This window comes from Caulobacter sp. UC70_42 (genome assembly GCF_044056025.1).
Classification (GTDB): domain Bacteria; phylum Pseudomonadota; class Alphaproteobacteria; order Caulobacterales; family Caulobacteraceae; genus Caulobacter.
In genome coordinates, this window is the sequence record NZ_CP171994.1 from 4644765 (window position 1) to 4661342 (window position 16578).

19 protein-coding genes are annotated in these 16578 nt (G+C 62.5%); 11 read left to right on the forward strand and 8 right to left on the reverse strand.

What is annotated here, in order from left to right:
• Positions 1-48 precede the first annotated feature (48 nt).
• The 5 genes from ACHMW8_RS23350 to ACHMW8_RS23370 all read right to left on the reverse strand — a co-directional run bounded on the left by ACHMW8_RS23350 (position 49) and on the right by ACHMW8_RS23370 (position 4074).
• On the reverse strand, positions 49-651 hold the full coding sequence (locus ACHMW8_RS23350) for a DUF6119 family protein (RefSeq protein WP_395446042.1): 603 nt from the start codon (positions 649-651) through the stop codon (positions 49-51).
• Positions 599-1831, reverse strand: a complete 1233-nt coding sequence (locus ACHMW8_RS23355) for a DUF6119 family protein (RefSeq protein ID WP_395443906.1) — start codon at positions 1829-1831, stop codon at positions 599-601. Before ACHMW8_RS23355 ends, ACHMW8_RS23350 begins: the two co-directional genes overlap by 53 nt.
• Positions 1832-2291: 460 nt before the next feature.
• Positions 2292-2918 (reverse strand): site-specific integrase, encoded by a 627-nt coding sequence (locus ACHMW8_RS23360; protein WP_395443907.1) that lies wholly within the window; start codon positions 2916-2918, stop codon positions 2292-2294.
• A 174-nt stretch (positions 2919-3092) separates the two neighbouring features.
• A complete protein-coding gene (locus ACHMW8_RS23365) occupies positions 3093-3722 on the reverse strand; it encodes a hypothetical protein (RefSeq protein ID WP_395443908.1) in 630 nt (209 codons plus the stop codon).
• Positions 3688-4074, reverse strand: a complete 387-nt coding sequence (locus ACHMW8_RS23370) for an NAD-dependent epimerase/dehydratase family protein (protein WP_395443909.1) — start codon at positions 4072-4074, stop codon at positions 3688-3690. The genes ACHMW8_RS23365 and ACHMW8_RS23370 overlap by 35 nt, the downstream gene beginning before the upstream one ends.
• A 116-nt stretch (positions 4075-4190) precedes the next feature.
• Here ACHMW8_RS23370 and ACHMW8_RS23375 point away from each other — a divergent pair, with 116 nt between their 5' ends.
• Positions 4191-4811, forward strand: coding sequence for a TetR family transcriptional regulator (locus ACHMW8_RS23375; protein ID WP_395443910.1), 621 nt, complete (start codon positions 4191-4193; stop codon positions 4809-4811).
• A 184-nt stretch (positions 4812-4995) separates the two neighbouring features.
• The gene (locus ACHMW8_RS23380) at positions 4996-5292 is read left to right on the forward strand and encodes a hypothetical protein (RefSeq protein ID WP_395443911.1); all 297 of its coding nucleotides are present in this window, start codon (positions 4996-4998) and stop codon (positions 5290-5292) included.
• A 14-nt stretch (positions 5293-5306) separates the two neighbouring features.
• Here the strand turns inward: ACHMW8_RS23380 and ACHMW8_RS23385 are convergent, their stop codons facing one another.
• Both ACHMW8_RS23385 and ACHMW8_RS23390 read right to left on the reverse strand, forming a co-directional pair.
• Positions 5307-5831, reverse strand: coding sequence for a hypothetical protein (locus ACHMW8_RS23385; RefSeq protein ID WP_395443912.1), 525 nt, complete (start codon positions 5829-5831; stop codon positions 5307-5309).
• Positions 5782-6519, reverse strand: coding sequence for an MFS transporter (locus tag ACHMW8_RS23390; RefSeq protein WP_395443913.1), 738 nt, complete (start codon positions 6517-6519; stop codon positions 5782-5784). The genes ACHMW8_RS23385 and ACHMW8_RS23390 overlap by 50 nt, the downstream gene beginning before the upstream one ends.
• A gap of 102 nt (positions 6520-6621) precedes the next feature.
• Between ACHMW8_RS23390 and ACHMW8_RS23395 the strand changes: the two genes are divergently transcribed.
• On the forward strand, positions 6622-7524 hold the full coding sequence (locus tag ACHMW8_RS23395; RefSeq protein WP_395443914.1) for a LysR family transcriptional regulator: 903 nt from the start codon (positions 6622-6624) through the stop codon (positions 7522-7524).
• A gap of 326 nt (positions 7525-7850) precedes the next feature.
• On the opposite strand, the gene ACHMW8_RS23400 is transcribed toward ACHMW8_RS23395, so the two are convergent.
• The gene (locus ACHMW8_RS23400) at positions 7851-8354 is read right to left on the reverse strand and encodes a hypothetical protein (protein WP_395443915.1); all 504 of its coding nucleotides are present in this window, start codon (positions 8352-8354) and stop codon (positions 7851-7853) included.
• Positions 8355-8714: 360 nt separating this feature from the next.
• Here ACHMW8_RS23400 and ACHMW8_RS23405 point away from each other — a divergent pair, with 360 nt between their 5' ends.
• The 8 genes from ACHMW8_RS23405 to ACHMW8_RS23440 all read left to right on the forward strand — a co-directional run bounded on the left by ACHMW8_RS23405 (position 8715) and on the right by ACHMW8_RS23440 (position 16563).
• Positions 8715-9605 (forward strand): FRG domain-containing protein, encoded by an 891-nt coding sequence (locus ACHMW8_RS23405; protein WP_395443916.1) that lies wholly within the window; start codon positions 8715-8717, stop codon positions 9603-9605.
• Positions 9606-9932: 327 nt separating this feature from the next.
• On the forward strand, positions 9933-10715 hold the full coding sequence (locus tag ACHMW8_RS23410) for a phytanoyl-CoA dioxygenase family protein (protein ID WP_395443917.1): 783 nt from the start codon (positions 9933-9935) through the stop codon (positions 10713-10715).
• A gap of 324 nt (positions 10716-11039) precedes the next feature.
• The gene (locus ACHMW8_RS23415) at positions 11040-11456 is read left to right on the forward strand and encodes an OsmC family protein (RefSeq protein WP_395443918.1); all 417 of its coding nucleotides are present in this window, start codon (positions 11040-11042) and stop codon (positions 11454-11456) included.
• Positions 11457-11485: 29 nt separating this feature from the next.
• Positions 11486-11872 (forward strand): DUF302 domain-containing protein, encoded by a 387-nt coding sequence (locus ACHMW8_RS23420; protein ID WP_395443919.1) that lies wholly within the window; start codon positions 11486-11488, stop codon positions 11870-11872.
• A 619-nt stretch (positions 11873-12491) separates the two neighbouring features.
• Entirely contained in the window at positions 12492-12791 is a 300-nt protein-coding gene (locus ACHMW8_RS23425) for a hypothetical protein (protein ID WP_395443920.1), read from the forward strand.
• A gap of 30 nt (positions 12792-12821) precedes the next feature.
• On the forward strand, positions 12822-13565 hold the full coding sequence (locus tag ACHMW8_RS23430; protein WP_395443921.1) for an HAD family hydrolase: 744 nt from the start codon (positions 12822-12824) through the stop codon (positions 13563-13565).
• A complete protein-coding gene (locus tag ACHMW8_RS23435) occupies positions 13562-15862 on the forward strand; it encodes a glycoside hydrolase family 65 protein (protein ID WP_395443922.1) in 2301 nt (766 codons plus the stop codon). Before ACHMW8_RS23430 ends, ACHMW8_RS23435 begins: the two co-directional genes overlap by 4 nt.
• 56 nt (positions 15863-15918) lie before the next feature.
• Positions 15919-16563, forward strand: coding sequence for an exopolysaccharide biosynthesis protein (locus ACHMW8_RS23440; RefSeq protein WP_395443923.1), 645 nt, complete (start codon positions 15919-15921; stop codon positions 16561-16563).
• Positions 16564-16578: the final 15 nt, after the last annotated feature.

The following is a 16578-nucleotide window of genomic DNA, read 5'->3' on the forward strand; positions in this document are numbered from 1 at the left end:
CGTTCAGGCGATGCCAGAACCGGACGTCGCCGGGGAAAACGGGTTGTGTCAGGAAGCGCGCCTCGGATCAGGCGTCTTCCGGGTGGTGTACTGTTTCGTCACGACGGGCACGAACCGCATGATGATGTCGTTGAACTTGCAGACCCGTTTTAGGTGGTCGTGCATGAGCTTGAGTTCGTATTGCGAGATGAGCGGAATATCATCCTTCGTCGGCTCGCCGTCCTTCGCGTTGTAGAGCAGCCAAAGGCAAACGCTGTACGCATCGCCGCGCACCTGTTCGACCGTGTCCTTGATATATTCGAGGTAGCGGTCCTTGGAACCGGAAGCGCTCGCCGCAATATGCCCCCTAATATCACCCAGGAAGACCTCGTCGTGCAGGAAGGCCTCACAATAGAACTTTGACTGGGCGAAGAGGTAGTTGATGGAAGAAGCGTCCTTGAACTGCTTCACATTCACGATCCGGACGACGCCATCGTCCTGAAGGTCGAGGATGTCGCAGAACTCCTTGTTCTTCAGACCCGCACCGATCTTGAGCTTCGCCCGATCAAAGAGGACACAGGACGGACGACGCCGAACGGCCTCTTCGTTGAACTTGCCTTCAAGATTTCTTCTTGGTGGTGTCGTCGCTGATGTCGATCCCCTTGAAGAGATCTTCGCAGGGCTCGACGCGCAGACGCTTAGCCGTGAAGGTGACGATGTCGCGGTAGAAGTCGTCGTCGAATTGCAGCCAACGGCCATCGCTGAGAATGAAATAGCGGCCGTCCAGCGCCTGCTCGTGGCCAAGGCAATTGAAGAGCCGCCACCGACGGTGCTCGAGGATTCGGTCTGCTTCCGGCGAGTATGCATATATCCAGCGGGCCTGGAGACGTTCGACAGTGATCTCGTCGAGCTTCAGCTCCAGTTGGAGTTGGCCGACGTCGAGATAGGCGTAGACGTCGTTGCTGCGCTGCGACCGGTTGGAATAGGCGAAGCTGAACTCGTCATCGGCAAGAAACTCCGGGATGGTGAGTGTTAGCTTGGTGAAATCGCCCGCCTTGAGCGCCTCGATAAGCGCTGCATTCAATATATCCCGCTGTTCGTCGGTGGCAGGTTGAAGATTGCGATAGTTTGGGAACAGATCGACGTAGTCTTTGGCACCATACATTGCCACGAAGGTGCGGCATTCCTTGACCAGGCGCGGCCAGCTCAGCTTCTCCTTACCGATCACCTTATAGGTGAGGCTGTCACGGCCCTGCAGGGTCACGCGCTTGTCCCCCTTCAGATGGGCCGAGATGTAACTGAGGTCCTCGGCCTCCGAGAGGCCAAAGACAAAAGTGTCGGACGGCTTTGAGACCTGACGGTCGATATGGGTTGTTGTGATCGCCGTCGACTGGCTCTTCGTCTGCCGGATTTCCTCATTTCCGCACATGTTCATGGCGGTCTTGATCCCGAAATCGAGCTCCAAGGCCCGACGCTCCAAGTGGGATGAAGCACTGCGCCCGAAGGCGGCCGCAAGAACGCGGCCATCGACGCGGACCAGAAGCAACCCGTTCGCAGCTCGGCTTGGCGATCGGAAGGCGATATTCGCCTCCAGTTGCTCGTTCACGAAGTCCAGCCAAGGCGGATTGGTTTTGGTGGTCAGCGTCTCGAAATAGATGAAGCGACAGGCAACGCCTTCCACCTCGAACTCGTGGAAAACTAGTGCCTGGCGGGCACCCAGCCCCGCTTCGGGATCGATCACGGAGTCGAAGGTCGCGTCCTCCTTCGCCAGGTAGAAGGAGATCTGCGCGATGTCAGCTGCTTCTTCTCCATCTCGGTTGCACCCCTGCCCACGCCCAACCAAGCGTAGCAATAGATATCCGAAGAGGGAAGTTTCTCGAACCGCGAGATCGTCTAAGCCTTAGCCACTGCGGGCAATGGATGCTGAAGGGCCTTTGCGCGAATTAGGGCCGGCGTCGCGCCATAACCAGACCTTGGCATCGTTCCAGGAACACGACGTTCCCTTTCGGCTGACGCCGCGTCTTCCTGGGTGATATGTTCAGGGCTGCACACGGTGTACGCCATGGGCCGCTGGACATCGTCACACCCCGCCGACATTGCTTGGCGCAGGAGCAGATGGGCATCAACAACGACATCGCAGGGTTGGCCAGCTGTCTACGCGCAGAGCGGTTCGCCGCCGACCTTGAAGCGCAGCATCTTAGCCCCCCAGATAGACGGGCCGCGCTGACGGAGTATTTTCTAGGAAGGGCGCGGGAGTGGCTAGAACAACAGTCCGCCCCTACCGACGACCACATCCAAGCCGTAAAGCGACGTCAAAGGTCGATCTGCTCTGACATCTCCAATGCATCGTCCACCTCGATTCCGAGATAGCGCACGGTGCTTTCCAGCTTTCGATGACCAAGCAGAAGTTGGCAGGCTCGCAGATTGCCCGTCTTCTTGTAAATCAGCGCCACCTTAGTTCTGCGCAGGCTGTGCGTGCCGTACGCGCAGGGCTCTAGGTCGATCATCGCAACCCAGTGATTTACGAGCCGAGCATATTGCCTGGTCGTGATGTGCTCGCCAGGCCTGGAACGGCTTGGAAAGAGCCAGTCATCAGTTCGGCGACCGCGGTGCTGCAACCAAGTCGCCAAGGAGTCTCTGGTCGGCTCGGTAATCTCGAACGGCACGGGCTGGCCCGTCTTCTGCTGGATGATCGTGGCGCGTGCGCGCAACGAACCGCCTGGAGCGACGTCGCAAATCCGCAGCTTGACCAGATCGCATCCGCGAAGCTTCGCATCGATCGCACAGTTGAATAGCGCGAGGTCCCGCACGCGCCCGGTGGCCTTCAATTGCTGCCTGATCCCCCAAACATGTTTGGGTTTAAAGGGCGGCTTGGGGCCGATGAGGCGGCGATGGTTCCAGGGTTGCTTGGGGGAAAGAAAAAGGTCGAACTGAGCCATGTCACGCCTCCAGCGTGCCAATGTCCCTCCTCTGCATTCTACACCCGTTTTCGGCCTTCAAGTGCTCAACGTCGTAATGTCTGGTCTCAGGCGGTGGCCGAATTTCCGTTCCGACCCTGAGCGGCCTTAAGCGTCGCGCTGGACCCTCATCTTGCGTTTTGGGCATATGCTGGCTCAAACCGAGGCTGATCGCATCGCCGTCACGCCTTCTTGCCAGGTCACCACCGGCGCATAACCAAGTTCTGAACGGGCGCGGCGGTCCGAGATCGTGAAATCGTAGCCCACCATGCGCAGCATCTGACGCGTGAGCGGCGGCTGCCCCTTCAGACGGAATGTTCGCCAAACGCCTTCCATCAAGGTGGCGAGTAGCCATGCCGTCCCGACCGGGATGTCGCGAGCGTTCACCTTTACGCCACGACTGGCGAGCAATGTGGACATGACATCACGCATTGTGCGGTCTTCGCCGTCGGTGACGAAATAGACCCGCCCGCCGGGAGATCGCGCGGCCGCGAGGATGGCGCAATGACAGACGTTGTCGATATGCGCCGTCGACATGATCTGCCTCCCGCCGCCCGGCCACGCGAAGCGGCCCGCAGCGACATCTGCGGCGACGCCGTCCAGCATGGGCATGCCCGGCCCCCAGATCAGCGGCGGCAGGATCACAGTCGTTCGCATGCCGCCGGACGTATCGGCGTCAATCACCAAGTTCGCCGCCCGCGCCTTGCTGGCCAGATAAGGCGCCCAGGCTGGATAGGCGAGCGGCGCGTCTTCAGCAACGCCGTTCATCGCCCGTCGCTTGCCCATTACGATCCCCGACGGCCCCGATCTGGACGAAGCGCTTGACCCCCGCGGCCGATGCGACGGCGAGCAGGTCGCGCGTTCCTTGCACGTTCGCACGCTCGAATTCGGCCGGCGGCGCCCACATCGTGAAGAGAGCGGCGCAATGGAACACCACATCCGCGCCGTTCAACCCGCCGCGAAACGCGGCGACGTCGGCGAGATCACCCTGAACCGGTTCGGCGCCGAGCGCGCGCAGGCGGTCTGCATCCTTGGTCGAGCGATGCAACGCTCTGACTGTCCAGCCCTCGCGGAGAAGTGTCTCCACCAGCCTCCCGCCCAGCAAGCCGGTGCCTCCGGTTATGAATGCGACCGCCATAGGTATCTCCTTTCGAACGACGGCCTATATGCTCCGAAGAAAATTAAATTACAACATACGTAATCTGTAATCACGATCCTGTTGCGCGACGTTCAGTCGCCCCCTAGAAGGCGGAAATGTCGTCCTCGCCAGCCCATCCGCTTTCAACCTCGTCGATCCTGGAGGCGGCGAAAGCACAGGTGCGCCGGTTCGGCGAGACCAAGACGAACATGGTGGACATAGGGCGCGCTCTGGGAGTGAGCCACGCGGCGCTTTACCGCCTGTTTCGGTCCAAGAGCGCGATCATGGACGCGATCGTCGATGAAGCGATGCGCGATGAGGAGGCCCTGGCCGCCGCACATATTGAAGCCGATGGCCCTGCTGCCGAACGGTTACTGGCCATGCTTCTCAACCTGCACCGACGGAAGCGCGAGCGTTTCGTAGGCGATCGCGAGATCCACGACCTTTATCGACGCATTCTGGTTGAGCGCCCGGACATGATAGCCGCCTATGCCGAGCGCATGACCACGCTTATCGCCCGCCTCATCGCTCAAGCGGTCGAACGCGGCGAATGGAAGGTGGATGACATTGACATCGCCTCAGGTGTCGTTCGAGACGCCGTGACCGGCTATATTCATCCGGCTTTTGTCGCACAGCTCATCGTGGCCGACGCGCCGATCGAGACGATGTTGGGCGCTACGGTGGCGACGCTGTCACGCGCGTTCCGAGCAGGAATGGACTACCGCCCACCGGCCTAGGCGGTTCGGCTTGGCATGACTTTTGAGCCCGCACATCGCAGAAACTTTTGGCCTGAATGTCCGACAACCACATCATAGATCCTCGCGAGGTCTGCTTGGGGGCAGTAGTTGAATGTCCGGTTCGGGGCGTCGGTGCCAATTTCCGCACCCGACCCATAGCAGACGGTCCGTGGTAGGTTCGCGAATGGACCTGGAACAGCTCAAACAAGTGCTTCTCGGCACTGTCGATGACGATTGGTACGGCCTCTGGGAGATCGACTGGGCGTTCAATTCGGCAGGCGTTCCAGCTGATTTCCGCATGAGGAGCGGGGCGCTAAAGGCCCTTGTCCAACAAGGAGCAGTGGAGCTTTGGTTCGGCCTCCCGTGGTCGGGCGAACGCATCGAATTCGAGCTAGCGCTTCAAGCGATCTCCATCCCCTCAAACTGGGAGCCGCGAACTTCGCGTGAGCAACACTACTACTTTGTTGGAATTAGGGACTAGTTCGCCTCCCCACCCTAGTCGGACGTCGGGAAGGTTCCATCAGCCCCTGGACTAAAGCGGGAAATCAGCATGGCGACCACGCTAGCGAGGACAGCAATCCCAGCGGCGACAAAGCCGAGATTCGCGATGCCTAGAGACTTAATGACCGCCCCGCCGATGATCGCGCCCAGGCCGATGCCGGCATTGGCCATGGAGACGTTCAGCGTACCGGCCAAGGCTTGGGCGTGGCTGGCGGTCCGCATCACGCGGATCTGGCAGATGGGATAGAGCGCGGTGTTGGCCAAACCCCAGACCGCCAGGGCGACGATCAGCCCCGCCGCATGCGGGGCGAGCGGAACGGTCACGGCCATCCCGACCGCCAGGACGGCAGCGGCCCGGGAAGTGGCGCGAAGCGGATTGTTGGCGACCATTCGCCCGCCAAGGTCGTTGCCGATGAGGCCCACAGCGCCAAAGCCCATCAGCCACCAACCGACGTGCTGCGTCGGGATGCTAGCGACCGTCTCCAAGATATCCGCCAGATAGGTGTAGGCGGTGAACATCGCAGTGAACACCAGAACCGACAGACCGATGTTGGCCAGAAACAGGGGCGAGCCTAGGATCTTCAGCTGGTGCCCCAAAGCCAGGCGCTTGGGGCGGGCCAAAGCGGGCATGGCCCACGCGAGGAGAGCCGCCATCAGCGCCGAAAGCACCGCCAAACCCCAGAATGCGCCGCGCCAGCCGAGCGCAGCGCCCCCCCAGCGTGCCCAGCGGAATGCCGAACACCATGGCGCCAGCGATGCCCATATAGACGTTGGCGACGGCCTTGCTCGCCTTGTCCGGCCCAGCGATCTCGGCTGCGGTCTCGCTGGCCGTTCCCCAGAAGATAGGCAAAGCGAGTGCGGGCAGGAAACGCGCAACGGCCAGCACCAAAATGTTTGGCGCCGCCGCCGCAAGGGCGTTGGAGCCGGCGAAAACCGCCAACAGGACGATGAACAGTCGTTTGCGGTCGAAGTGCGAGACGAGCCCGGTTAGGATCGGCCCAAAGAGCATCACGGCGAAAGCGAACAAGGTCACAAGCATGCCGGCCGTGGGGATGGAGACGCCCAGGTCTCGGGCCAATGCGGGCAGCAGACCGACGATCAGAAATTCAGTGGTCACGATAACGAAGGCCGAGATGGCCAGCAACGTCACCGATAGCGCCCCATGGCGCGTTCGGATTACGGAAGCATCGGCGGTGATGGGGGGCATGTTGAGCTCCTTGCAGAGCCCGCTGGCTATCATTGACAGGCTTTCATTGCCTGCGGTCGTTTTTCATCAGATTGTGGAATTTTAGTCCACAATGAGCGTGACATGGCGCCGTCCGAACGTCTCAAAGGCATCGAAACCTTTGTGGTCTCAGCCGACCTCGGCAGTTTCACCGCTGCGGCTCAGCGACTGAACCTCACCACCTCGGCCGTCAGCAAGGCCGTGGCCCGGTTGGAGGACCGCGTGGGCGGGCGCCTCTTCCATCGAACGACCCGCAGTCTCAAGCTGACCGATGCGGGGGAGGCCTTCTACGCCGCTTGTCTTGGTGTGCTCGACAAGCTGTCGGAGGCCGAGGCGGTCCTGTCGCATCACATCGTGCCAGTGGGCCGCATCAAGCTCGACCTTCCCGTGGCTTTCGGGCGTGCGCGGGTCCTGCCGCTTCTCCTCGACTACTGTGAGCGCTATCCGGCGGTCCGACCCAACGTCACCTTCACCGACCGCTTCATCGACATCCTGGCGGAAGGGGTCGATTTGGCGGTGCGGATCGGGGGGCCGGCAGTGTGGTCCGATGGTCTGGGCCACCGCGACCTAGGCGCCGAGCGCCTGGTGTTCTGCGCCGCGCCGAACTATCTCGCGGAGCGTTCGACACCGCAGACGCCAGACGACCTGACGAACTTGGCGGGCGTTCTTTACGGGCGCGGCGATGGCCTCGTTTCCCCATGGCGCTTTGGCGGCAAACGTGGCGTCGAACACCGCGCTGTCGAGCCCCGCGTTGTGTTGGGCAGCGCAGAAGCGCAGGTACAAGCGGTCAAGGCCGGCTTTGGCGTCGCGCAACTCGCGACGTGGCTTGTCGGTGATGCGCTGCGGTCTGGTGAGTTGGTCGAGTTGCTGCCGGACTACGCCGTCGAGGGCCTGACGCTCAATCTAGTCTGGCCCGTCGAGCGGCTTTCGAGCCCCAAAGTGGAGGCCATGGTCTCGCTCTTTGCGGAACGGCTGAAGATCGACTGACGCCTTGCCGACAAGGCTAGAACGTCCGCCCCCACCCTTCCCTGTCGTTCGGAAGGTCCGCTCGTAACAGGCGGCCTCCGTGTTCGCCTGGTCGGTCGTGCGCCAGCAGCGGACCTTGGCCCACCTTCAGTAACCAGACCTTCGGTCGCCTAGTGCTTAGGACGGACTAACCTCTTCCGGCGGGCGTCCGTTGACACCCCTTAGCCGAAATTGTGACGGACGTATGCGCTGGATAACCTTGGACCTTCAATCGTCTGTAGCGTCGAGCGGACAGAACGCTCAAGCGCGGCCGAAAGGTTTGGCCGGCAGGCAGCCTACTTGCCGGTTCACCCTCCAGAGATGCCGCGTTCACGATTATTCTTGGCGGCGACCTGCATGGGTAGTGGTTCGACGGTCTGTACGAAAAGCTCGGGATAGTTCAACACGCCGTAATCCATCGCCTTGATGCGATCCCCGAGTTTACCAAAGGCGTCCGGCTTTCGGTCGTTTAGCCAGATGGGCATTGGCGGTATGTTGGCATGATCGCCCTGGGTGATGGGGTCGAGGCGCGCCATCATGATGTATTTGCAGCTCGCGCTAATCAGCAGGATCTCCGCGAACAGCGGCTCGAGGGGAGTCTGCCTGACACCAGACCAGACAAACCACTCAGCCATGTTAGAGCCCGGAAACTGGTGTTTGGCCTTCTTGATGACAACGCTGGCGTCGTCAGGGACCTCATAAACCTCGCGGCTCGTGCCGGCAGCAAAAGGCGTTCTGTCCGATATCAGGTCTTCGAAAAAGCTGTCCGGCTTCATTCGCTGGCCCAGGTCGGTCTCGCGGTATTTGGACATCTATTCCTCGATCCTATCTCGCTGATTTAGGCCGCCTGCCCACAAACTGTGCCTGTAAAGACGGCGAGCTTAGGCCAAGCTATCCCCCCTCGCGTTAAGGTTGGTTTAGCCTCGATCGAAAATTGACCACCTATACCTAGGGATGAAGTTCGCCCGTCGCGGACGCAGGCTGGCAGGACTACATTGCCCTGCCTTTACGATGTCCGCTCGACGCCAAGAGCCAACCTTGGACCACTCCAGATTCCAGACCCTCCCTAACGCTGCCGCCGAACGCCACCAACCAAGCCGCAACGCTCTGGCACCTGACAACCCTGAGTAAAGACTCTACGACTTGATCCGAATGCACGCAGGGGGCGCGACGTGACTTCGATCACCTCGGTAGGTCAGTTCATCGACATCATTCTGAACCGAACATCCGCCAGCGAGGTGGTAACCACCTATCGTGGCCATGGCTTTGTCGAATACGGACTGGAGCCATCGATCTTTCGAACCCAGCTGACTCGTCGCAATGAGCACATACTGCTGCGCGAACTGATCGCTGCCCATCCAGAGGACTTTCATGGCGACACCAGCGCGCTGGAGATCCTAGTGCGGATGCAGCATTACACTCTGCCCACGCGCCTTCTGGACGTCTCGCTCAATCCTCTGGTGGCGCTCTACTTCGCCTGCGAAATCGTCAAGAAGCGCGTGCCGGTCAGGGTAAATGGCAAACCCGTCGCCAGGACGCGGGAAATGGATGGCCACGTGATCACCCTTCAGGTGGACAGGGCCAGGATGCGATATTTCGACAGCGACACCGTCAGTTGCTTGACGAACCTGGCGCGGCTGTCCTGGGACTACAAAAGCAAGATCAAGACGAGCGAAGCGCTCGTGGCCTTCAACGAGACCACCCCGATCAAGCGCCTCCTGCATTTCATCCGGCAGGACAAGAACGGCTTTCTCAGCGAGATCGAGCCGTCGGACTTGGACGGCGTGTTTCTGGTCAAGCCTAAGCAAAACAATAAACGCATTCTGGCCCAAGCCGGCGCCTTCTTCGTCTTTGGCCTGACCGAGGAGATCCACGACGACAATCCTGATGGAATCACTGTTGACCGGCTCATCGTCGAGGCCGACGCCAAGCGCCCAATATTGGCCGAACTCGACAAGCTCGGGATCAACGAAAAGACAATGTTTCCCGAGATCGATCGCGCCGCTCGCTACATCACCGGCAGTTTGTCGACGGGTGATGCGGCCTCAAAGTTATTATCCTAGATGGGCCGAATACCTCGTCGATGACCTTCCCCTCCCAAGGTCAGCGAAAAGTCAGTCTGCACCGAACCGACGATTCAGCATGGCGCCAGAAGCTGCCTTTGGCTCCCGGCCGAGAACCGGACCTTCGGCTGGCCTTGAAGGGCTCCTAGATTGCCGATCGCACGACCCGGCGATAAACTCTCAGCCATGATGATGATCCGCACGCGCTTTCCGCTGGGCTGAACGCGTCCGTCCTTCGCGGACGGGTTCGCTGGCGCGAACCTCGCGCCCTGCCCTTTGTAAACGGCCGTCGCATTCGACGGCCGCTCAATTTGCGTTGCCCCCATCATGACCAATCATCAATCCCGCCCGCTCCGCGCCGCGGATATCGAGCAATTCGTTCGCGACGGTTTCGTCCGTCTCGATGAGGCGTTTTCACCTCAATTGGCCGAAGCCGGTCGCGCCATCCTGTGGCGCGAGACAGGCTGCGATCCCGAGGATCCGGCGACCTGGACCGAGCCGGTGATCCGACTCGGCATGCACGCCGAGCGACCGTTTAGGGAAGCTGCCAGCTCTCCCGTTTTGGCGGCGGCTTTCGACCAACTGGTCGGACCTGGCCGTTGGCGGCCGATGGGAGCGCTTGGGACCTTCCCGATCCGCTTCCCTTCGTCGAAAGACCCCGGCGACGCGGGCTGGCACATCGACGTCAGCTTCGGGACCGAAAACCCCGACTTCCTGCAGTGGCGCGCCAATATCGTCTCGCGCGGGCGGGCGCTCCTGGTGCTGTTCTTGTTTTCCGATGTCGGACCTGAAGACGCTCCAACCCGCATCCGAGCCGGCTCGCACCACGACATCGCCCGACGCCTAGCCCCGGCAGGCGAGATGGGCCTGACACTGGGAGAATTGGCGGCCACCGGCTTCGAGGAGTCAGCGCATCGGCGTGAGGTCGCCGCGACGGGACCTGCGGGCACGGTCTATTTGTGCCACCCGTTCTTGGTGCACGCGGCTCAGCCGCATCGAGGCGCACAGGTTCGCTTCATCGCCCAACCGCCGCTCGAGTCCGCTGTTCCCTTGGACCCAGCCTTTCCGGTCGGTCGAGCCATTTCGGCGGCGCTGAGCGGGACAGATTGAGCGCAAGCTGAAAGCGGGCGGCTGACAAAGCCGCCCGCCATCGTTCCAGCAACAAAGTTCATCGATACGAATGCAAGGGTGTTTCCGACTGCGGCGGAGCTGCGCCATAAGCGGCCGTTGGCTTGGCTCCAGAGTTCGGACATTCAGCCGAAGGCGCCGATGGCTACGCCCACACCTAAACGATCCTGCTCGCCAGGCGAATAGCTTGGGGCCGGCTTGAGGCAGATCAATGCTTTCCCATCGGAGGCCCCTACTCACTTCAGCAGCACGAAGCCTAAGTCGCTGATGCCCTATCGAAGCGCCAACTGTGCTGCCAAGGCTCAAATGAACTACAGCGTCACCGTAGAGCGCATCGACGGCCACGGGAGCCTGGCGCTAGCCAAGGATGCGAGCCTTGTCCTGGACACGGATGTCGCTGGCCGCCGGGATGCGTTCAATCCTGCGGAACTGTTCCTGGCCTCGATCGCAGCCTGCATGATCAAGGGTATCGAGCGGGTCACCCCGCTCCTTAACTTTAAGCTTCGTGGTGTAGAGGTTCGGATCAAGGCGGTGCGCCAGGACGCGCCGCCCCTCATCCAGCGCGTGGACTATGAGTTGATCGTCGATACAGACGAGGATGATGGTCGCCTGGAACTCTTGCATCGCAATGTCCGCAAATATGGGACGATCTCGAACACGGTCGCAGCGGCGACCGTCTTGGAAGGCGTCATTCGCCGCAGCGTGGTCCAAGCCGCAGCCTGAAGCCCCGTCTAGTCGCCCGGGAGGCGCACATGACCTACGTATTTTCCAAGAGCCTCAACGTTGCATTCGACGAGGCAGTCACACGGACTCGCGAGGCCCTTGCGAAGGAAGGCTTTGGCGTCATCACGGAGATCGATATCCAGAAGACCTTGAAGGCCAAGATCGGCGTGGACTTCCGTCGCTACCTGATCCTGGGCGCATGCAACCCGGGGCTGGCGTATGAAGCGCTGAAGCTGGAGGCCAATGTGGGCACCATGCTGCCCTGCAATGTCGTGGTGCAAGAGGGAGATGATGGGCGCACAGAGGTCTCCGCTATCGATCCCGTCGCGTCCATGCAGGCGATCGACAACGCGGGCCTAAAGGACGCGGCTCGGACGGTCGCCGACAAGCTCCACGCGGCGATTTCCAGCCTGTAGGCGAAACCGCCAGAGCTATGACGACAAGGATGGTGCCAATGGTTTTAGGCGTAACTAGCGCGCAACGGCGTAATGGCGGTTCCAGTCCTTTGGCAGGTCCCAAAGCCTGACCGTGTGCTGCTCTATGGGGAGCACCGCCAACGCGCCATCAACGGACATTGGCTTAGCTCCAGGACTAGACGTTCGCTAGGTGAAGTCGCGCGCAGATACGGATGCTGCGGAGAACTATGTATTGCCGCTGGCAATTTAACGGACCAAACGACCCGCCGCAAAGGGTGGCTAGCCGTAGTGGCGGGGATCTCGTGACTCGCGGGAATGCCATACATGACGGCGCAGACCCGTTCATCAATCCCTGGCGTTAGAGCGTCGCCTCGAACAGCCGCTCGGTCCGCGAGCCGTGGATCAGCGTTGGATCAGATAGCGCCTCCTTCAAGCGCGGCCCGGCATTGGCCAATCGGCGCCTCCGGATCGGGCCAAGCGCAAGGTGATCGATGAGATTCGACATTGGTTACCGCGAGGCGCAGGGTGACTACATCGTCGGCTAGGTTCTCTGGACGCCCGATGGCTGAGAGACAGGGCCTAGCGCCCCACGCTCCCGTCTTTCGACGCGGGAGCCTTCATGTCCTCTTACACGGTCTTTCCGTTCAAGGCGTCCGGCGTGGCGCCGGTCTTCTTTGCAATCGAACGAGAGGGGGACGCCGCCGCCTCCCTCGAGGCGTTGCGGTTGCTGGGCGAGCATCTTAGCGCCGACCGCGTCAGCGTTTGGCGCGATGAGCAATTGGTCTTCAGTGGCCTTTCGACAGATTGCTCGGCGTGGCTGGCGGCCGCACCTGATCGACTGGCCACCTGCCCTGCCATCAATAGCCCCGAAGAGGCGTGCCCCTCCGATTGCGGACGGCTCAACGCGCAAGCGCCCTGAAGGCCGACCGGATCGGAAGCGGACCAGACCGTGCTGACGCTGTCGCCGCCACGCGGCTCGCTGTGTGCGCTTATCTTCGACGTCGATGGCGTCCTGCTGGACTCGCCCCATGAAAGAGCGTGGCGCGACGCTCTGAGCGATCCTGCGGCCGGGACGCGATTCACAACAGCCTTTTACCAGACGTATGTCGCGGGGCGATCCCGGCTTGACGGCGCGCGTGCGACCCTTGAAGCCCTTGGCGCGCCGCATTCGAACAATCAGGTGCTGGCCTACGCGCAGGCCAAGCAAAGGTGTCTGGAAGCACTGATCGCCGAAAGCGGGGTCACCGCCTTCCCGGACGCTCTGCGGTTCGTCGCCGCGAGCCTGGCGCTCGGATTTCCGATGGCCGTGGCGTCAGCTTCTAAGAATGCCGCAGCCATGTTGGAGGCGGTCCGGCGAACCGATGGCAAGAGCCTCGCCAGCACCTTCAGTGTAAAGGTCTGCGGTCGTGACCTGCAACATGGCAAGCCGGATCCAGAGATATTCCGCATCGCGGCGCGCGAATTGGGCTTGGCCGATCAGCAATGCCTGGTGATCGAGGACGCCACGGCGGGGATCATCGCCGCTCGGTCCGCGGGCATGACGGCGTTGGGTCTGGCGCGACATGGCGACGGTGCAGCGCTACGCGCGGCCGGCGCCCATCTGGTGGTGACCAGCCTCGACCAAATTGATCCCTTCGCCCTTCGGCAGGGTCAGCTCCACCTTCTCCATCCGGCATCGGACATCCTGGCGTGAACGACCTTTTTGAGCCGACGGCCGATCCCGCCTGGCTACTGACCGAAACGGGGTACGACCCCCTTCGCCAGAGCAGTCGGGAAACCCGCCTGACGATCTCCAACGGCTTCCTGGGCATACGGGGCGTGCGCGCCTTGACGCGCGGCGAGGGGCGTATCGCGCCGGGCTGCACCTATGTCGCGGGCCTCTTCGACACCGCGTCCCAGCCCCACTCGATATCGGCACGCGCGCCAGGGCCCGACTGGTTGCGTATTCGCCTCGCGACATCGTCGGGGCCCGTCGCCCACGCCCCCGATGAGATCTCCGACCATCGGACGATTCTGGACCTGCGGCGGGGGCTCGTTTCGACGGAGTGCCGATACGTCGAGGCCGATGAACTTCACCTCAGTGTGCGGTCGCTGCGCCTAGTGTCCCTCAGCCAGCGCCATATCGGACTCCAGACGCTGCGGCTGATAATCGACGCCGGCGTGACGGACATGGTGCTTGAGGCCGCGTTTGAAGGCCTCGATCTGGGATTGATCTCCACGGCGCGAGAACAAGACTTGGCCGTCTGGCGCACCCGGCATTCGGCCAAAGGCCTGGCGGTCGCCTCCCGCGCCTCCCTGACCATCGACGGATGCGAGGTTGAAGGGCAAGCGCTGGATCCCTTTCATTGGCGCTGGCGCTGGAAGGCCCATCCTGGGCAGTGCGTCGAGTTCACGCGCATCGTCGCCTTCGCGCGCGCCGACGCCCCAGGCCGCGATCTTGGCCAAGGCGCGCGATCGGATCTTGCCGCAGCCTGGCGGGACGGCCCCACGCAACTGGTGTCCGCGCATGCCAAGGCCTGGGCGCAGCGCTGGGCGGCGAGCGATGTGCGGGTGGAAGGCGATCCAGACGCTCAAAAGGCGCTGAGGTTCGCGCTCTATCACCTCAATGGCGCGGTCAATCCGGACGACGAACACGTGTCGATCGGCGCTCGCGCCCTGACCGGCGACGACTACCTGGGTCACACGTTCTGGGACACCGAGATCTTCCTGCTGCCCTTCTACACCTTCACATGGCCGGCCGCGGCCCGGGCGCTGCTGATGTACCGCTTTCACACCCTGGATGCGGCGCGCGGCAAGGCGGCCGCCATGGGCTGGCGCGGCGCGCTCTATGCCTGGGAATCGGCCGACACGGGCGAGGAAGCCACCCCCGAGCAACTGGTCGGTCCCGATCGGCGCGTGGTCGATATCCTGACCGGCCGGCAGGAACAACATATCAGCGCCGATGTCGCCTATGCGGTCTGGCAATACTGGCAAGTGACGGGCGACGCGGTGTTCCTATGCGACGCTGGGGCGGAAATCCTGCTGGAGACGGGGCGCTTCTGGGCCAGCCGGGCAACACCCGGCGCCGACGGCCTCCATCACATCCGTGAAGTCATCGGGCCCGACGAATATCACGAGGGTGTCGACGACAACGCCTTCACCAATCAGATGGCGCGCTGGAACATCCGGCGCGCGCTCGAGGTCGCGGCCCTGCTCGCGGCGCGATGGCCGGCGGTCTGGACACGACTGTCGGGCCACCTGGGTCTGACGGCGGCCGAGCTGGCAGCCTGGGCCCGGGCGGCCGACGCCATGGCCACCGGCATCGACGAGACAACCGGCCTGATCGCTCAGTTCGAGGGTTTCCTGTATCTGGAGGATATCGATCTTGCCGCCTATGCGGCGCGGTCGGTGCCGATGGACGTCGTGCTCGGCCGGGCGCGCATCGCCGCATCCCAAGTCATAAAGCAGGCCGATGTCGTGGCGCTGCTGGCCCTACTGCCGGAGACTTTCGCGAGAGAGGCCGTCCAGACCAACTTCTCCTATTACGAGCCACGGTGTGGTCACGGCAGCTCGCTCAGCCGCGCTCTGCACGGGGTGGTGGCGGCGCGGCTGGGGCAGGCCGACAAGGCCCTGGCCTATCTGCGCCAGTCTTCCGCCATCGACCTGACCGACACCCACGTGGCCATCGCCGGCGGCATTCACATCGCCGCGCAGGGCGGCGTATGGATGATCGCGGTCCTGGGTCTGGCGGGCCTGAGCCTGCGCGACGACGGCCTGTCGTTCGAACCCCGCCTGCCCGCCGGATGGCGGAGCCTGAACTTTCCTGTGCAATGGCGCGGCCGCCAGATCAGGATCGTAATCGACAGGTCCGTGCATCGGCTCGAGGCGACGCTCGAGACCGGGCGACCCATGGCTGTTTGGGTGGAAGGCGACCGCTATGAGCTTGATGCAGCTGGACCCTTGCTGGTCAATCTCGCCGCCGACACCTGCGATCCCCAACAAGCTGCTTGAGGCGTCAGCCGCCTGGTGTCGTCGAGCTGATGACACCATCGCAACTCAGGAGGCCCGTGATCACCGTCGCCGACCTCGACCCAACCTCACCGCCCAATTCGCCTGACAGCCCTGTGGCGGGCGAGCGTCTTTCCGTCATGCTGATCCGCCTCTCTCTCGCGGGGCGCGAACGCCTGTCGATCGCCGACCTGATGGACGGTTTGGGCGAGCGATCCTTCGGCAGCGTGCTGCTGATCCTCGCCCTGCCCGCGACCCTATTGCCGCCGCTGGCCTCGGCGGTGCTCGGCGCTCCACTTCTTTTGATTTCGACCCAGTTGTTGATCCGACGCGCCCGCCCTTGGCTGCCCAAGGCCCTGAGCCGACTGAGCCTTGGACGCGCGCGCGCCACGATCGTCCTCGGTCGGGCCGCCAGCACGGTGGAGCGCCTGGAGACAGCTTCGCGCCCACGGTTCGACGCCTTGCTGCATCCCTGGCACGCACGCCTGGTCGCCGCGGGCTGCATGGGCCTGTCGATGGCCCTCATGCTGCCGACGCCCATCGCCCATACGGCCGCGGGCCTGGGGATCGGCGCCTTCGCGGCGGGGCTCATTCAGCGCGACGGCCTGGCCCTGCTGGCGGGCTGGTTGCTGACGATCGCCTGCGGCCTCATCCTCGCCCTCATGGTGGCCGGCGCACTGATCGGCTGGCGACATCTAGGTTAGGTGCGGTCGGCCTTC

What these genes read in the sequence shown, in the direction of transcription:
- ACHMW8_RS23385 (WP_395443912.1), bottom strand. Translation starts at nt 5,831, where the DNA reads ATGTTCACCGCCTACACCTATCTGGCGGATATCTTGGAGACGGTCGCT.
- ACHMW8_RS23360 (WP_395443907.1), bottom strand. Translation starts at nt 2,918, where the DNA reads ATGGCTCAGTTCGACCTTTTTCTTTCCCCCAAGCAACCCTGGAACCAT.
- ACHMW8_RS23425 (WP_395443920.1), top strand. Translation starts at nt 12,492, where the DNA reads ATGTCCTCTTACACGGTCTTTCCGTTCAAGGCGTCCGGCGTGGCGCCG.
- ACHMW8_RS23395 (WP_395443914.1), top strand. Translation starts at nt 6,622, where the DNA reads ATGGCGCCGTCCGAACGTCTCAAAGGCATCGAAACCTTTGTGGTCTCA.
- ACHMW8_RS23370 (WP_395443909.1), bottom strand. Translation starts at nt 4,074, where the DNA reads ATGGCGGTCGCATTCATAACCGGAGGCACCGGCTTGCTGGGCGGGAGG.
- ACHMW8_RS23415 (WP_395443918.1), top strand. Translation starts at nt 11,040, where the DNA reads ATGAACTACAGCGTCACCGTAGAGCGCATCGACGGCCACGGGAGCCTG.
- ACHMW8_RS23390 (WP_395443913.1), bottom strand. Translation starts at nt 6,519, where the DNA reads ATGCCCCCCATCACCGCCGATGCTTCCGTAATCCGAACGCGCCATGGG.
- ACHMW8_RS23400 (WP_395443915.1), bottom strand. Translation starts at nt 8,354, where the DNA reads ATGTCCAAATACCGCGAGACCGACCTGGGCCAGCGAATGAAGCCGGAC.
- ACHMW8_RS23380 (WP_395443911.1), top strand. Translation starts at nt 4,996, where the DNA reads ATGGACCTGGAACAGCTCAAACAAGTGCTTCTCGGCACTGTCGATGAC.
- ACHMW8_RS23375 (WP_395443910.1), top strand. Translation starts at nt 4,191, where the DNA reads ATGTCGTCCTCGCCAGCCCATCCGCTTTCAACCTCGTCGATCCTGGAG.
- ACHMW8_RS23420 (WP_395443919.1), top strand. Translation starts at nt 11,486, where the DNA reads ATGACCTACGTATTTTCCAAGAGCCTCAACGTTGCATTCGACGAGGCA.
- ACHMW8_RS23410 (WP_395443917.1), top strand. Translation starts at nt 9,933, where the DNA reads ATGACCAATCATCAATCCCGCCCGCTCCGCGCCGCGGATATCGAGCAA.
- ACHMW8_RS23365 (WP_395443908.1), bottom strand. Translation starts at nt 3,722, where the DNA reads ATGGGCAAGCGACGGGCGATGAACGGCGTTGCTGAAGACGCGCCGCTC.